The sequence below is a fragment of the Gemmatimonas phototrophica genome (assembly GCF_000695095.2).
GTDB classification, from domain to species: Bacteria; Gemmatimonadota; Gemmatimonadetes; order Gemmatimonadales; family Gemmatimonadaceae; genus Gemmatimonas; species Gemmatimonas phototrophica.
Genome location: NZ_CP011454.1, coordinates 3,811,382 through 3,827,085 on the forward strand (window position 1 = coordinate 3,811,382; position 15,704 = coordinate 3,827,085).

Here is a 15,704-nt window from a genome sequence, read left to right on the forward strand (position 1 = left end):
GCGGTTACCGCGTTAACCCGGTGACCCGATAACCCATAACCCATGACGCTTTTACACTGCCTTTCTCTGCCTTAGCCACAGGCTGATCAGCAACGCTCCCAGTGCGGCGACGTCTATGGCCCCAAACGCCAGCGCCGCCGCGGTGGCTTTGGGTGCGTGGGCCGGCTGGCTGGCCCCCAGGAGGACGCCGACGCCGGCACATACGGTGAGCACCCGCAGAACCTGGATGCCGTGGGTCCGGGGGCGTTTGGGGAGCTGCTGGGGCGCCACGTTTTTCCAGCGCCACAGGAGCCGTTGAGCGGCAATGCGGCGCCACATCAGCGCACAGGCGATCCCGAAGCCGATGGTGAGCCAGAGTTGCAGGGCGTCGTGCAACGGTGCGGTGCTGCCTAGGTGGGGAACCGGGGTGCGCAGAAAGGGAAACCACGGCACCAGCCACCCGGAATGATTGCCGTGGGTAATGCCATCGAGGACCACGTGCGACATTCCCCCGATCCAGGCAGACACGGCCACGCGCCCCCAATCAGCCAGGCCTCGTGCGGGCTCAAGGGCGGCGAGATCATGGAGCCGCAACCATGAGACGTCTCGGACGTAGGGGAGCAGCACCGGGAACACGATCCGGGTCAGGAGCCGATGCAGCACCAGAACCAACGGTACCGTAAACCAGAGCTGGGCCGATACCGTGTGACTGAAGATCCAGTCGTCGGCCAGTCGGAAGATGAACTCCAGATCTGGCGCCATACTCCCCAGGCAAAGCGCCAGCCCGGAGAAATGGCGTGGCCACTTCATCTTGAGCGGCAAGACGAGGGTCTGGTGCGCAAGCAGGGTAGCGGGCACGTATCACGGGCGAGAGGGACCCTCGGGCCATCGCGGACGTCAGGAATCATCGGCGGGCCACGCCACGATTTCCGGACGACTTCGTCCCGAAGACACCACGGTTGCGCCACGGGCGTGTGACGGGCGGCCACGCCCCCCGGCGTGCGAAACGTTTCCGAATGGCCGGTGAACTCGTCCTGTCATTGCCCGGTGGCGTTCCGAAGCCGTAACGCCTTCCGTGGCAGGTTGTCCGCCCCCTTCGCCACTGCCGTAACAGCGTGCCCCAACTCGACAAGGTCCTGCCGCGCCTGGAATCAGGCGCCGCCACACAGATTCTCCTCGAGACCAACGCGCCTATTCGCTGCATGACCCCCAATGGGTTGCAGCAGGTGAGCACGCAGGTTTTGTCGCAATCTCAGGTGCTCGCGTTGGTCGGCGAACTGGCAGGGCCGGAGGACCGCGCGGCCATTGTTGCCGCCGAGGGGATCAAGTTCACGTACACGTGGAACGAGAAGCAATGGCTGGTGCAACAGGAGCCAGACGCCTCGACGACCCGCATTCATATTCGTCCGTGGGTGGAACGCGAGAGCACGGGTGAGCCGAGCACCGATCAGAGCACTGTCCGCAAACGCGAAGGGGACGCGCCGTTTGGTCCGTTCCATTCCAATGACGCGGCCAAGGCGGCGCTCGAGAAGCTGTTGCGCATCCAGTGCTCACGCGGCGCTGCCGACCTGCACCTGCGGGTCGGAGAGCCGCCCATCTTCCGCATGGGTGGCGATCTGCTGCGTCTTGAAGACGAAGCGGCACTGGATGATCAAACCGTGACCGCCATGATGCGCTCCATCATGCCGGACAAGAACAAGAAGGAATTCGACACCCAGTGGGATACCGACTTCGCCCATGAAATCGAGGGCGTGTCGCGCTTCCGTGTGAATGTGCTGCGTGATCGGCACGGAGTGGCGTCCGTCATTCGGACGATTGCCAGCAACACGGTGACGGTGGAACAGATGGGGATCTCCCCCGAAGTGCAGGCCCTGTGCCATCTCACCAAGGGACTCGTGTTGGTGACCGGGCCCACTGGCTCCGGCAAGTCCACGACACTGTGCGCGCTGGTGGACCTCGTGAATCGGACCCGCTCCGATCACATCATCACGATCGAAGACCCCATCGAGTTCGTCCACCAGAGCAAGAAGTGCCTCATCACGCAACGGCAGGTGGGGGTGCACACGCAGTCGTTCAAGAGTGCGTTGCGGGCCGCATTGCGCGAAGATCCCGACATCATTCTCGTGGGTGAGCTGCGCGACCTGGAAACGATTGCCATTGCGCTGGAGACGGCGGAAACCGGCCACCTCGTGTTCGGGACGCTGCACACCAGCACGGCCGCCAGCACCATCAACCGTATTGTGGACCAGTTCCCCGCCGACCGGCAGGATCAGATCCGCATCATGCTGGCCGAATCGCTCAAGGGTGTCATTTCGCAGACGCTGTGCAAGAAGATTGGCGGCGGCCGCGTGGCCGCCCGCGAAATCCTGCTGGTGAACAAGGCCGTGAGCGCCCTCATTCGTGAGGGCAAGACGGTACAGATTCCCAACATCATTCAGACCCAGAAGAAGCTGGGCATGGAAACGCTCAACGACGCGCTGCTCAATCTGGTGAAGAGCAAAACGATTGAGGCCGAAGAGGCGTATGTGAAGGCCGTGGAAAAGAAGGAAATGAGCGCCAAGCTGCGCGCCCTCGGCCACAACATCGACAACGTGGCGGGCGAGGAGTAAGCCTCGCCCCTGTCCTCGGCGTGCCTATTTGGCCGCCGCGGTGCACTCCAGTTCCACCCGCGCCCCGGACAGCAGCGTGGCCTGTACCGCGGCCCGCGCCGGATACTTGCCGTTGCTGAAATACGAGCGGTAGACCTCGTTCATGGCCGGCCATTCCTTGAGGTCGGCCAGAAAGGCGGTGCACTTCACCAGCCGGTCCATTCCCAGCCCCGCCGCCGCCAGCGTGCGCTTGATGTTTTCCATCACCTGCTTCGTTTCCGCAGAGATGCCGCCCGGCACCAGCGTCAAACCGGTCCCGACGGTGCCCAGCGTACCGGAGACGAAGACCAGATTCCCGACCCGCACAGCAGGGGAGAACGGATTGGCCGGCGGACCATCGGGATGGATGTACTCCGGCTCCGCGACCGGCGTGGGGCGACGGGCACTGCATGCGGTGCCAAGGGCGGCAACGGCGAGGACGAGCGCCAGGGTGCGCACGACGCGAAACGGCGATGAGGTAGGCATGCCCCGAAGCTGATGCCACCACGGGCCACGTCAAGGCTGGGACGGTTGTTTCGGAAACACCCCTCGCGCCAGCGAGGACCACCGTACAGCTTTTGGGGAACGCTGTTTAGCGACACCGGCGCTCCCACCCCACCCCGCCGGTGAAGGACCGATCGGCCCATCCTTCCCGGGCCGCGAACAGGAGGAGCAGTGCAGGCTGCACAAACCACGGAGTTCGACGCGATTGTCGTAGGCTCCGGTATCTCCGGCGGCTGGGCCGCAAAAGAGCTCACCGAAAAGGGGCTCAAGGTGCTCATGCTCGAGCGTGGCCACAACATTGACCACATCACGGGCTACACCAACGCCACCAAGGGGCCGTGGGAATATCCCCACCGCGGCGGCCGCACCCAGAAAATGATCGCGGAGTATCCGGTGCTGAGCCGTGATTATCCGCTCAACGAAAAGAATCTCGACTACTGGGCGAACGACAAGGATTCGCCGTACACCGAGACCAAGCGCTTCGACTGGTACCGTGGCTACCACCTGGGCGGCCGCTCCCTCATGTGGGGGCGCCAGAGCTACCGCTGGAGCGACTTCGACTTCGACGCGAATGCCAAGGAAGGCATCGCGGTCGACTGGCCCATTCGCTACAAGGATATCGCGCCGTGGTACTCCTATGTGGAGAAGCACGCCGGCATCCAGGGGACGCGCGAGAATCTGCCGCAGCTCCCCGATAGTGAATTTCTTCCCGGCTTTGCGCTGAATTGCGGCGAAGAGCACGTGGCGGCGCAGATGAAGAAGAACTACGGCGGCAAGCGGCATCTCATCATCGGCCGCAGTGCGAACCTCACGCAGCCCCTGCCCGGTCGTGGCCAGTGTCAGACGCGTGATGCCTGCTGGCTGGGGTGCATCTTTGGTGCGTACTTCAGCACGCAGTCGTCCACACTGCCGGCGGCCGTAAAGACCGGCAATCTCACGCTCAAGGTCAACTCCATCGTGCACGAACTCGTGTACGACAAGGACAGCAAGAAGGTGAGCGGTGTGCGCGTGGTGGATGCCATTACCAAGGAAGCCACCGAGTACAAGGCCAAGATCTTCTTCCTCTGCGCCTCCACGCTCAACTCCACGTGGCTGCTCATGCGTTCAGCGCGTGACCTGTGGCCCGGCGGGTTGGGGAGCGCGAGCGGTGAACTCGGGCACAACCTCATGGACCACCACTTCCGCCTCGGCGCGAGTGGCCGACTGGAAGGATTCGACGACAAGTATTACCACGGTCGTCGGCCCACGGGCTTCTACATTCCGCGCTGGCAGAACCTGTTTGGCGACAAGCAGCAGTACCTGCGTGGCTATGGCTATCAGGGCAGCGCCAGCCGCGAAGGGTGGGGACGCGCGGTGGCCGAGTTGGGCATTGGCGGCGACTTCAAGGATCAGATGGCGCAGCCCGGGCAGTGGACGATTGGCGGCACGGCCTTCGGCGAGATGCTTCCCGACCACAGCAACAAGATCTCCATTGACGAGACCAAGACGGACAAGTGGGGCCTGCCCGTGCTGAAAATCGACTGCGAGATCAAGGAAAACGAAAAGCTGATGCGCAAGGACATGACCGTGCAGATGGCGGAAATGCTCGAGAGCAGCGGCGTGAAGGATGTGAAGACCTTTGACAGCGGCTACGCGCCGGGCATGGGTATTCACGAGATGGGCACGGCGCGCATGGGGCGCGACGCCAAGACATCAGTACTCAACGCCAACAACCAGGTGTGGGACGCGCTCAATGTGTTCGTCACCGACGGGTCGGCCATGACCTCGGCCGCGGCGGTGAACCCGTCACTCACCTACATGGCGCTGACCGCGCGCGCGGCGGATTTCGCCGTGAATGCGCTCAAGCGTCGCGAGCTGTAAGGAGATCGCATCCGATGACTGACTTCGAAAAGCTGTCCGGAATCGATCGCCGCGAAGCGATCAAGCGGGTGAGTGTGTTGTTGGGTGGCGTGGCGTTCGTGGGCGGCAGCTCGCTCATGACGGCGTGTGCCGGTGATCGTCCGCCGGCGGCCGACACGACCAAGGCGGCGGTAGCACCAGCGCCCATTGGCGAGTTCTCGGTGGCCGACCAGCAGTTCCTCGACGAGGTGGCCGACACGATTCTCCCCACGACCGCCAAGTCGCCAGGCGCCAAAGCGGCAGCGACGGGGCCGTTCATGGCCGTGATGGTGACGGACACGTACACGCCGGAAGACCAGAAGGTCTTCCGGGCCGGCATGACGGCGCTGGACGAGGCGTGTAAGGCCAAGCACGGCGCCAGCTTCATGCAGGCCACGGCTGAACAGCGCACGGCGCTACTCACGGAGTTGGATGCCGAACAGCACGCGTTCATGAAGACCAAGAAGCCGGAAGAGCCCACGCATTACTTCCGGATGATGAAGGAGCTGTCGTTGCTGGGTTTCTTTACGAGCGAGATTGGCTACAACAAGGCCATGCGCTACAAGGAAACGCCGGGCAAGTACGAGCCGTGCCTTCCGTACGTGAAGGGCGAGACGAGCTGGGCGTCGCACGCCTGATTTCCGCCATCATTCCCTACGCTCATGTACCACACCGTCGAAGAATTCCTGAATCACTGGGACTACGAGTCGTCAGAAACGCTGAAGCTGCTGGAGGGTCTGACCGACGCCTCGTTGCCGCAGCCGATGTATCCGGGTGGGCGCACGCTGGGGCGACTGGCCTGGCACATTGCGCAGACGGTGCCGGAGATGATGAACCAGACCGGGTTGGCGGTGGTCGGGGTCGATGAGCACGCGCCAGCGCCCTCAACGGCTGCGGCCATTGCGCAGGGCTACGCCGTGGCCGCGGCGTCGCTGGCGTCAGAAGTTCAGAGCAAGTGGACTGATGCCTCGCTCGTCTCGACCGACCCGATGTATGGCTTCACCTGGACCAAAGCGGAGTCGATGACGGCGTTGATCAGCCACCAGATTCATCACCGTGGGCAGCTGACGGTGCTCATGCGGCAGGCCGGGTTGCGGGTGCCAGGCATTTACGGGCCGGCCCAGGAAGAATGGGCCGAATTCGGGATGGAGCCGCCGGCGGTGTAGTTTTCAGGGGCAGCAACGTACAGGAAAGCGACGCCGAGTCATTCCGTGATCGGCGTCGCGATACGATTATCGCCAACAGTCAATCATATCGAATGCGCCGTATTTCTCGGCATTCATCGCTGGCCGCGCTGCTGTGCCTCGTGGCAACGCAGCGTGTGCACGCGCAAAGCGACACCCTTGCCCTCGTCGACGATCAGTCGGTGGACGCGCCGGCAATACCAACGTCATTCATGCGGTATCCCATAGCCAGCCGCAACGCGGGCCAGATGGGGTCCGTTTACGCGGTGGTCACTCTCGACGAGAATGGTCGCATCGAACCGGGATCGTCGCGCATCATTTCGAGCTCGCAGCCCGACTTCCGACGCACCGTTCGGGGGTGGCTCGACAGCGTGAGTTTCCGACCGCCGCGTAGGAAGGGAGAACCGGTGAGACACCGGGTGTGTCTGCCGATCCATTTCATTATTTCGCGCGACGCGCGGCAACTACCCAAAGTGAACTTGCCGAAGCCCGGTCCCGCCGACTATCGGGACATCGGCGAGCAGCAGCTGTGCGAACGGGCGGCTGTCATGTCGGTGGTGGCGGAGCGGCTACCGTTTTGAGGCACCCGTGAAATCCTGACTGACGGACGGCGTATTCAGGAATGAGCACGTCGTCCGCCGTCAGGGCTCCCTCGCCCTCTGATATACCCGCACCCAGTCCACCTCCAGCCTTCCCGGAAACGTCGTTCGCGAATCCGGCGGCCCAAGAAAGCGCCCCCCTACCGCGAGGTTCATCACGAGGTAGAACGGCTGGTCGAACGGCGCGGCGCCCTTGGCTTTCTGCGTGCTGTCAATGCCGCTGTACCATTGCGTCTGCGTTTGGTACGTGGAGTCGTCGACGCTCCACGTGATGCGGCCCGGCGTCCACTCCACCGCGTATTCATGCCAGTCGCTGATGCGACCGCTGTCAGGGAGCACGTAGTCCATGCCGGTGTGCACGTTGCCGGGCCACTGGCCGCCGTAGTGCAGCGTGCCAAGCACGACGTGCGGGTTCTGGCCGCGTGCTTCCAGGATATCGATTTCGCCACTCGCGGCCCACGTGCCGTACGTGTCGCGCAGCGGCAGCATCCAGAGTGCGGGCCAGAGCCCCTGTCCTTCGGGGAGACGCGCGCGAAACACCACGCGACCGTACTGTTGCGCGAACAGCGCGCGGCCATCCTGCGCGCGCGTCTTGAGGCGCGCGCTCGTGAAGTGGCACGTGGCGTTGGGATCGCGTGACGATGCATCGCGCACCGTTTCACGTAGCGCGGTGATCTGCAACGCACCATCACGCAGTTGCACGTTGGCCGCATTGGCGGTGTAGCACTGCAGTTCCTCGTTGCCCCAACCGCCCACGTACGCGCTGCTGTCGGCGTTCCAGAAGCCGTTCCCCTGCTCGGCTACCCACTTGCTGCTGTCGAGCGACGTGCCGTCGAATTCATCGCGCCACGTGAGCCGCCACCCCCCGGAAAGCGTGTCGGCGAGCGCCGTTGTTGCCGTGCTGCTGTCGGCCGTGCGCGATGCTGTCTCGCTGCATGCACTGATGAGCGTGCCCACCCAAAAACACGCCGCGATGAGCCGAAGCTCACCGCGGCGGTTGTCACGTCGAGAGCGACGTTGCGCGCGCATCAGCGCCGCGCGACGGGCTCGAGGCGCACTACCGACGTCGGCTTGCCCTGCGAGTCGTCGATCGCGAGGTAGATGAAACCGTCCGGCCCCTGACGCACATCTCGCACGCGCCCCTGGTTCTTCACCAGGTTGTCGGCCACTTCGGCCTTCTGTCCATCGAGCGTGAGGCGCACGAGACGCTGTCCAGCGAGCCCGCCCACGAATACGCTCCCCTTCCATTCCGGGAACTTGGTGCCGGTGTACACCAGCAATCCCGACGTGGCGATGGACGGCACCCACACGTTCTTGGCGTTCTCCATGCCCGGCAGCATCGTGCTGGCGTGAATGGCCTTGCCGGGGCCGTAGTTCACACCAAAGCCCACCACCGGCCAGCCATAGTTCTTGCCGGCTTCAATGAGATTGAGTTCGTCGCCACCCTGCGGCCCGTGCTCAATTTCCCACAGGTCACCGGTGACGGGGTGAATGGTGAGCCCCTGCGGATTGCGGTGGCCATAGCTCCAGATCTCGGGCTTGGCACCGGCCTTGTTCACGAACGGGTTGTCAGCGGGCACACGGCCGTCGTCCATGAGGCGGATGATCTTGCCATGGTGGTTCGACAGCTGCTGCGCCGGGTGCGCCGTGAGGTCGCCTTCGGGGCCAATCTGCCGGTCGCCCACGCTGATGTACACGTGGCCGGCCTTGTCGAAGGTGATGCGCGAGCCAAAGTGCCCCGGGCGTCCCTTGGTGTCGGCGACAAAGATGTCCTTGCCGTCTACCAGCGCATCGTTCTCAAAGCGGGCCCGGTACAGCGCCGTGGTGGAGCCGCCGGTGATCTGCTTGGAGTACGTGAGGTAGATGACCTTGTTCTGGGCAAAGGCCGGGTGCAGCGCCACGTCCAGCAGGCCGCCCTGACCGGCCGCCACCACCACCGGCACGCCAGCCACCGGGTTGGGGAGCAGCTTGCCGCCGCGCACGATGCGCAAGCGTCCCGCGCGCTCGGTCACCAGCAGGTCACCGCCGGGCAGGAAGGCAACCGACCACGGATTCACGAACCCGCTGGCCACCGTGACAATGCGGTAGTCGTGGGCCGACGACTTGTAGACCTGACCCTGCGCCTGGGCCGTTCCGCCCATCAGCGCCACCGGAAGTAGAACCGCGGCTGCAAGCCGCAGGGACGAACGACGCATCACAAACTCCTCTGAGGTGAGACAACCGGTGAAAAGTAGCGCCTATTGCTATCCCCGGGCAAAGGCGCGCAGCACCCGTACCGTGTTGAGGTGCACGGCCACGGTGTCGTGTACGTCCCGCCCGTAGCCGCCGCTCATGGTGGTGCACACCGGTATGCCCACCTCGCGGCAGGTGCCAATCACGTACCGGTCGCGCGCCAGCAGCCCGTCAAAGGTGAGCTTGAGGCGCCCCAGCCGGTCTCCCTCGTGCGGGTCGGCGCCACTCAAATACACCACCAGGTCGGGGCGCGCCTCGCGAATAACCTCAGGCAGATGCTGCTGCAGCAGCGCCAGATATTCGTCGTCGCCCGTACCGTCGTTGAGCTCTACATCGCGGGTGCCGGGCACTTTGTGAAACGGAAAGTTCTTGGCGCCGTGCATGCTGAAGGTGTACACGTGCGGGTCGCCGGCGAAACAGCCGTGCGTGCCGTTGCCTTGATGTACATCGAGATCCACCACGGCTACACGGCGCACCTTGCCCAATGCCTGTAATCGCCGAATGGCCACGGCCACATCGTTGAAGGTGCAGAACCCTTCGCCACGGTCGGGGAAGGCGTGGTGGGTACCGCCGGCCAGATTCATGGCCACACCGTGCTCCAGCGCCGACTCGCTCGCTTCAATGGTGCCCTGCACCACCCGAAACGCGCGCTCCACGAACGCCTCGCTCCACGGCAACCCAATGCGCCGCTGCTCGGCGTACGGCAGCGTCCCGTGCAGAATGTGCGCCACGTAGGCCGGCGTATGCACGCGCAGCAGGTCGTGCACATCGACCCGCTGAGGGTCGTGCAACCGTTCGGGAGACACGAGCCCCTCACGCAGAACTCCCTCGCGGAGCAGCGCGTACTTCGCCATGGGAAAGCGATGCCCCTCAGGGAGCTCGATGGCGTATTGGGAGGACGACCAGAGATGCAGCACGCTGGCAATGTGCCATGCGGACCGGCAAATAGGCAGCGTCCGCTACGTCGCGTCCGCTATGTGGCGTCTACAGGCGGCGTGCGTATCTCAGCGGTAATCCGACGCCAGTCTTCCTGATGGGTTTCGCTGCGCTCGTCGGCGGGTATGATGCCAAGGTCGTTCATCATGAGCCCTACGGAGTCGGGCACCATGGCGGGCCAGAGCACGAGCCCCTCCAGACGAACAAGGCGGCGAGACTTACGGCCACTGCCGGCGTATTTGCGACGGGCCCACAGCTCGTACACCATGGTGAGCGCGCCACCAAAGGTGGCAAAGATGCCCCACGTCACCAGCGCCTCACGCAACGGTAACTCTACCAGCATCCAAATAAGTACCCCGTAGCTGAGCACAAGCCCCATGATGCACATGCCGCGTCGGAGCGCCGCGTTCAGCAACACGCACGCGGTGGTCCACAACAGGACGCCGAAAAGCACGATGGCCCACATCAGATTTACCGAGTAGAACGTCATGCGCGAGTTTGCACCGGTCCACGGGAAATCGCCAGCACATCGCGCAACGCCATATCGCACACACGGATGGCATATCACACGCGGATAAGGCAGAACGCCACGGATGCTGATCAGTTACCGATCAGTATCCGTGGCGATCTGTTCCATCCGTACAATCCGTGGCCCGGCTAGGCCGGCCAGTCTGTTGTCTCGCTTACTTGCTCGCCTTGTCCAGCTCCGCCGCCATGCGCTTGTAGTAGCGCAGCTGCGAGCGCTGATCCGCCGTGGGCGAGCCGGTCCAACGACCAACGGCCGAGTAGAGCGTTGAAAGTCGCGCCGACAATTCCTGCGCCTGGCGCTTGAGGTCGCGCGTTGACGCATCAGTACCACTCATTCCACGCACGCGCGTGGCCACCTCGGCGAAGCTGGTCACCACGCCCGCCACATCGCGGTGGAATGCAGTCCATGCCGCACGCTCAGCCACGGTGACCGTGACGCGCGGGTCTTCCTTCACCACCACCGTGCGGCTCATGGTGCGCCCGTCGTGCACCAGACGCACCGTGTACGTACCGGGCAGCACCAGCGGCCCCGGTGTGGTGGCACGCGGTCCTTCGTCGTCGTCTTCACCGCCACCACTGCGAATGGGCAGATCGGCGTGGCGCAGGTTCCACACCACCCGGTTCACTCCACGCTTGGCACTTGGCGTAAGCGTCTGCACCAGCTGCCCGCGCGCGTCATGCACCGTAAGCGCCACCTTGGCGCCTTCGTCACGCACCCAGTAGTCCAGCAGCGCCCCGTTGGCCGGGTTCTCACCACGGAAAATCATGTCGCCGGTGTGGGGCCGCAGATTGGTGGTGCGAATCTGATGCGCCGGCTGCACGGTAAACAGATGTGCCGCACTCGACGCCACCGCCGGCGTAAGCTCCTGCAACGCGTTGAGCTGGTCGAGAATCCATACACCACGCGCGTGCGACGCCAGCACCAACGCATTGTCGCGCGGATGCACGGCAATATCGTTGAACGGCATGAGCGGCATGTTGGCGCGCAACGACAGCCAGTTCAGGCCTCCGTTGGGCGAGTAGAACACGCCAAACTCGGTGGCCAGGTACAGCAGGTTGGCGTTGCGGGGATCTTCGCGGATGGTGCGCGCCACCCGATTGGGGGGCAGATCGCCCTCGATGCGCGTGAACGTGGCACCAAAGTCGGTGCTCTTGTACACGTAGTTGCTCATGTAGTTGCTGCGGTGATTGTCAGCCACCACGTACACTGTGCCCGCTGCATGGCGCGAGGGCTCCACACCGGCAAACCACGAATCCTTGGGGAGTCCCGGAAACTTGGTCTGCGCGTCGGCCCATGACAGGCCGGCGTTGCGCGACACCCGGAAGCGACCGTCGTCAGTACCCGAGTACAACAGTCCCTTGGCCAGCGGCGACTCGGCCAACGCCGTAACGCCAGGGAAATACGGCACCCCGTCGTCCAGCGACAGTGTGGCTTCACTGGGCTTGCGTCCCATGAGCGGCAACGTGCTGCGATCAACGCCCGTGGTCATATCGCCAAGGCTCTTCCACGTGCGGCCGCCGTCACGTGAGGTGAAGAGATGCTGCATGCCCACGTACAGCGTGTTGGTATCGTGCGGCGACACCACAATGGGGGAATCCCAGTTGGCCGGATGCATGGCATTGCCCAGCACCTGCGTGGCGCCCGGCTTGCCCCACGTTTCCCAATTGCGGCGGCCGGCAATGCGTCCCGTGCTGTCGCCCGGGCGCAGGTCCTGTACCTGCCACGTCTTGGTGTCGTTTTTTTGCAGGCCAAGGAACTGCGACGCCGAGTAGACCGTGCGCGAGTTCTTGGGGTTGGGGACCACAAAGAACCCGTCGCCACCACAGAGGCGCGACCAGTGGTCATTGAGGATGCCGCTGGTGGTCCAGCTGGCACTCGGGCCCATCCAGCAGCCGTTATCCTGCAGACCGCCGTACACGTTGAAGGGCACCGCGTTGTCGAGCGCCACCCGATACCACTGCGACAGCGGTAGCGAGCTCACGAACAGAAACGAGTTGCCGCGATCGTAGCTGATGCCAATGCCACCATCATCGAGCTTGATGACGTGACGGCTGTCCTTGGGATTCACCCACACGAAGCGATCGTCGCCGTGCGTGGTAGTACGCGGCGCCGTAAACGTTTTGCCGCCATCATCGCTGAACGAATACGCGTTCAGCATGTAGATGCGTTTGTCGTCGTTGGGGTCGATGGTGGGCTGACTGGCGTACATGGGGCGCGGGTTCCAGTCGCTCATGAACGTCCAGTTCGCGCCAGCATCTTCGCTGCGATACAGCCCCGCCTTACGCTGGATGTACGCCGTGCTGGCGTTGTAGCGAGCGCCCTGCTCGATGCTCACCACCACCGTACGTGGGTTCTTGCGATACACCGCAATACCAATGCGGCCGTACTCTCCGGTGGGCAGCCCGCCGCCCACGATCTTGCCCCACGTATTGCCGCCGTCAGTGCTCTTCCAGAGGGCGCTGCCGGGCCCGCCGCCATCAAAGCCGTACGCACTGCGACGGCGCTGATAGGTGGCCGCGTACAGCACGTTGGGGTCGTTCCAATCAATGGCCACATCGGTGGCACCGGTGTTTTCGTCGGTCTTGAGTACCTGCGTCCAGGTGCGGCCACCGTCGGTGGTTTTGAAGAGACCACGTTCACCACCCGCGCCCCAGACACTGCCCTGCGCGGCCACCCAGGCCGTGTTGGGATCGGTGGGGTGCAGCTGAATGCGCCCGATGTGCATGCTCGTGCGCAGCCCCATGTTCACCCACGTTTTGCCGGCGTCGGTGCTTTTGTACACGCCGTCGCCCCACCCCACACTCTGACGGCTGGCGCGTTCGCCGGTACCCACCCAGATGATTTGCGGGTTGGGCTGGAACACGGCCACATCGCCAATGGAGTGCACCGGCGCGTCGAAGATGGACGTCCAATTGATGCCGTTGTCGGTGGTGCGCCAGAGGCCGCCCGTGGCTCCGGCCACGTACATGGTGTACGGGTTGGACTCCACGACGTCCATATCCACTACTCGGCCACTCATGGACGCGGGACCAATGGAACGCAGCCGCAGACCGTTCAGATCATCGGCACGAAAGGGGGCCTGCGCGGAAACTATCGGCGCGGCACAAGTCAGCCACAGGGCAGCCGTGGCGACGGATCGGGAAAGCGGGTGGGTCAGCATGAGCCGAATATGCTGCGTAAGTTTCATGGTTGCTGGTTGTTTCCCACCTCGTCTCTGCCTGCCGTGACTTTTTCTTTCCGCTTTGGCCAATCTGGGGCCGCGCTCCCGAGCGCCCTGCTCGCGCTGGCCACCTTGTCCGGCCCGCTGGCGCCGCCCGCCGCCGCCCAGAACCGCCCGCCAGGGGCCAAGTCGGTCCCGTCCCGCCCGGCGCCACGCACCGTGTGGCAGGACGAAGGGCCCCGCACCTGGGCGCCCCGTCCCACCAGCGACGCAATCACGGCGAACGACCTGCGCACCCGTCTCTATGGGTTCGCCGACGATTCCATGATGGGGCGTCGCATTGGCGAGCCGGGCAATTACAAGGGCACCGAATACATCGCCCGCGAATTCAAGCGGCTGGGGCTCAAGCCGGCCGGCGACAGCGGGTCGTTCTTTCAGACCCTGCCCTTCGGTCCCATTGGCTTTGACAGCAGTGCTGCCACCCTGTCGGTGGGCGGACGCGCACTGGCTTCCCGGAAGGACTGGGTGCCCACGGTGCCCAGCGTCCTCAACGGGGTAGGAGGCACTGTCGAGCTCAACGGCGTGCCCGCCGTTTACGCCGGCCAGTGGGGCGACTCCACCGTCATGCTCGACCCCAACGCCTTCCGGGGCAAGGTGCTGGTGTTTTCGGCGGCGCCGTCGGCCGGCCGAGTGGCCGCCAGCACCGGGGCGCCGGTGAGTTTCGTGAGCTGCACCGATGTGCCCGACAAGTTTGGCGCCAACGCGGCCATTGCCGAGGAAGCGCGCCAGCGGGCCAACCCCACGGCGCCTCCGGCACGCCGCCCGGTGCTCACGTCGCAGCGCGACCCGCGGGTGGCCGCCACCGGTGCCGCCGCGGTGCTGGTGATTGGCCTTGATGACATGTCGTCGCAGCAGGTGAACGCCTCGTTTGCGCAGCCCATGGGCATGCGCCCCGCCCAGCCGCTCAACGCCAACGCGCCGGGTGCTGCCACCATTTCGCGTGCTGCCGCTGAGCAGATCTTTGGCAAGGCGGCCGCCGCGCTGCGCGTGGGAGATACCGGCGCGCCCATTTCCGCCTCCTTCCGTCACCAGTGGCGCATGTCGTCTTCGCCAGCACGCAATGTGGTCGCGATGCTGCCGGGCAGTGACCCTACGCTGGCCAGCGAATATGTGCTGGTGGGTGCTCACAACGACCACGTGGGCGTAAACCCGGTGGTGGTGGATCACGACTCGGTGCGCGCCTACAACATGGTGGTACGTCGGCAGGGCTCCAACGATCCGGTGTGCACCCCCACCGCCGAGCAGCAGCGCAAGATTGACTCGCTCATTGCGGTGGCACGCAAAGTTCGCGCGCCGCGCCGCGACAGCATCATGAACGGCGCCGACGACGACGGCTCGGGCACGGTGGTGATGCTCGAAATTGCCGAACGCTTTGCCAAGCAGAAGCCGGCCCGCTCCATTCTGTTCATCTCGCACCAGGGCGAAGAAGGCGGGCTGCTGGGCTCCCGCTGGTTCACCGACCATCCCACGGTGCCGCTCACGCAGATTGTCGCGGCGCACAACATGGACATGGTGGGCAAGGGGCGCGACTGGCAGGTGAAGTACGGCGGCCCCAACTCCGTACAGATGCTGGGCGCGCGGCGCCTGTCGCGCGAGTTTGGCGACATCATTGACTCGGTGAACGCCAACAGCGCCGAGCCCATGGCGATTGACAAGAGCTGGGATGTGCCGGCCAATCCGCTCAATCGCTTCTGCCGCAGCGATCAGGTGAACTACGTGCGCAAGGATATCCCGGTGGTGTACATGTCGCTGGGCTACGCGGTGGACTATCACCAGCAGACCGATGAACCGCAGTACATCGACTACGATCACGCGGCGCGTCTGGGGCGGTTTGTGCATTCAGTCATGACGGCGGTGGCCAACCGGCCCACGAAACCAGCCATTGCCGGTCCGGACCCCACCATGCCGACCTGCAACCGGTAGTTCTCCGAGGCGTACGCTCGCCGGCACGACGGGCTGGCTGTCCCCCCCCCCGACACTGAACCCCCGACCCGGCCAACGCGCGGGGTCGGGGGT

General features: G+C 64.4%; 13 protein-coding genes. 6 read left to right on the forward strand and 7 right to left on the reverse strand.

The window, feature by feature from the left end:
• Positions 1-51 precede the first annotated feature (51 nt).
• Positions 52-837: a DUF4184 family protein gene (locus GEMMAAP_RS16110; RefSeq protein ID WP_053333630.1), complete on the reverse strand. Its 786-nt coding sequence runs from the start codon at positions 835-837 to the stop codon at positions 52-54.
• Positions 838-1,094: 257 nt separating this feature from the next.
• Between GEMMAAP_RS16110 and GEMMAAP_RS16115 the strand changes: the two genes are divergently transcribed.
• The gene (locus GEMMAAP_RS16115; RefSeq protein WP_238588151.1) at positions 1,095-2,588 is read left to right on the forward strand and encodes a type IV pilus twitching motility protein PilT; all 1,494 of its coding nucleotides are present in this window, start codon (positions 1,095-1,097) and stop codon (positions 2,586-2,588) included.
• A 24-nt stretch (positions 2,589-2,612) separates the two neighbouring features.
• Here GEMMAAP_RS16115 and GEMMAAP_RS16120 read toward each other — a convergent pair whose 3' ends face one another.
• Positions 2,613-3,092 carry a RidA family protein gene (locus GEMMAAP_RS16120; protein WP_179947316.1) on the reverse strand — a complete coding sequence of 160 codons (480 nt, stop codon included), beginning with the start codon at positions 3,090-3,092 and terminating at the stop codon, positions 2,613-2,615.
• Positions 3,093-3,281: 189 nt separating this feature from the next.
• Here GEMMAAP_RS16120 and GEMMAAP_RS16125 point away from each other — a divergent pair, with 189 nt between their 5' ends.
• From GEMMAAP_RS16125 to GEMMAAP_RS16140, 4 genes are all read left to right on the forward strand, one after another.
• Complete coding sequence (locus GEMMAAP_RS16125) at positions 3,282-4,970, forward strand: GMC oxidoreductase (RefSeq protein WP_026848385.1); 1,689 nt, start codon at positions 3,282-3,284, stop codon at positions 4,968-4,970.
• Between the two features lie 14 nt (positions 4,971-4,984).
• On the forward strand, positions 4,985-5,626 hold the full coding sequence (locus GEMMAAP_RS16130) for a gluconate 2-dehydrogenase subunit 3 family protein (protein WP_053333629.1): 642 nt from the start codon (positions 4,985-4,987) through the stop codon (positions 5,624-5,626).
• 24 nt (positions 5,627-5,650) lie between these two features.
• Positions 5,651-6,154 (forward strand): DinB family protein, encoded by a 504-nt coding sequence (locus GEMMAAP_RS16135; RefSeq protein ID WP_026848383.1) that lies wholly within the window; start codon positions 5,651-5,653, stop codon positions 6,152-6,154.
• 92 nt (positions 6,155-6,246) lie between these two features.
• A complete protein-coding gene (locus GEMMAAP_RS16140) occupies positions 6,247-6,753 on the forward strand; it encodes a TonB family protein (protein ID WP_158514897.1) in 507 nt (168 codons plus the stop codon).
• 60 nt (positions 6,754-6,813) lie between these two features.
• Here GEMMAAP_RS16140 and GEMMAAP_RS16145 read toward each other — a convergent pair whose 3' ends face one another.
• The 5 genes from GEMMAAP_RS16145 to GEMMAAP_RS16165 all read right to left on the reverse strand — a co-directional run bounded on the left by GEMMAAP_RS16145 (position 6,814) and on the right by GEMMAAP_RS16165 (position 13,628).
• A complete protein-coding gene (locus GEMMAAP_RS16145; RefSeq protein ID WP_053333628.1) occupies positions 6,814-7,800 on the reverse strand; it encodes a glycoside hydrolase family 16 protein in 987 nt (328 codons plus the stop codon).
• On the reverse strand, positions 7,800-8,966 hold the full coding sequence (locus GEMMAAP_RS16150) for a PQQ-dependent sugar dehydrogenase (protein WP_026848381.1): 1,167 nt from the start codon (positions 8,964-8,966) through the stop codon (positions 7,800-7,802). Before GEMMAAP_RS16150 ends, GEMMAAP_RS16145 begins: the two co-directional genes overlap by 1 nt.
• Positions 8,967-9,014: 48 nt before the next feature.
• Positions 9,015-9,917, reverse strand: coding sequence for a histone deacetylase family protein (locus tag GEMMAAP_RS16155; RefSeq protein ID WP_026848380.1), 903 nt, complete (start codon positions 9,915-9,917; stop codon positions 9,015-9,017).
• 59 nt (positions 9,918-9,976) lie between these two features.
• Positions 9,977-10,429 carry a hypothetical protein gene (locus GEMMAAP_RS16160; RefSeq protein ID WP_026848379.1) on the reverse strand — a complete coding sequence of 151 codons (453 nt, stop codon included), beginning with the start codon at positions 10,427-10,429 and terminating at the stop codon, positions 9,977-9,979.
• A gap of 193 nt (positions 10,430-10,622) precedes the next feature.
• A complete protein-coding gene (locus GEMMAAP_RS16165; RefSeq protein WP_043579375.1) occupies positions 10,623-13,628 on the reverse strand; it encodes a WD40/YVTN/BNR-like repeat-containing protein in 3,006 nt (1,001 codons plus the stop codon).
• Positions 13,629-13,691: 63 nt separating this feature from the next.
• Here GEMMAAP_RS16165 and GEMMAAP_RS16170 point away from each other — a divergent pair, with 63 nt between their 5' ends.
• Entirely contained in the window at positions 13,692-15,611 is a 1,920-nt protein-coding gene (locus GEMMAAP_RS16170; protein WP_043579374.1) for a M28 family metallopeptidase, read from the forward strand.
• Positions 15,612-15,704 lie beyond the last annotated feature (93 nt).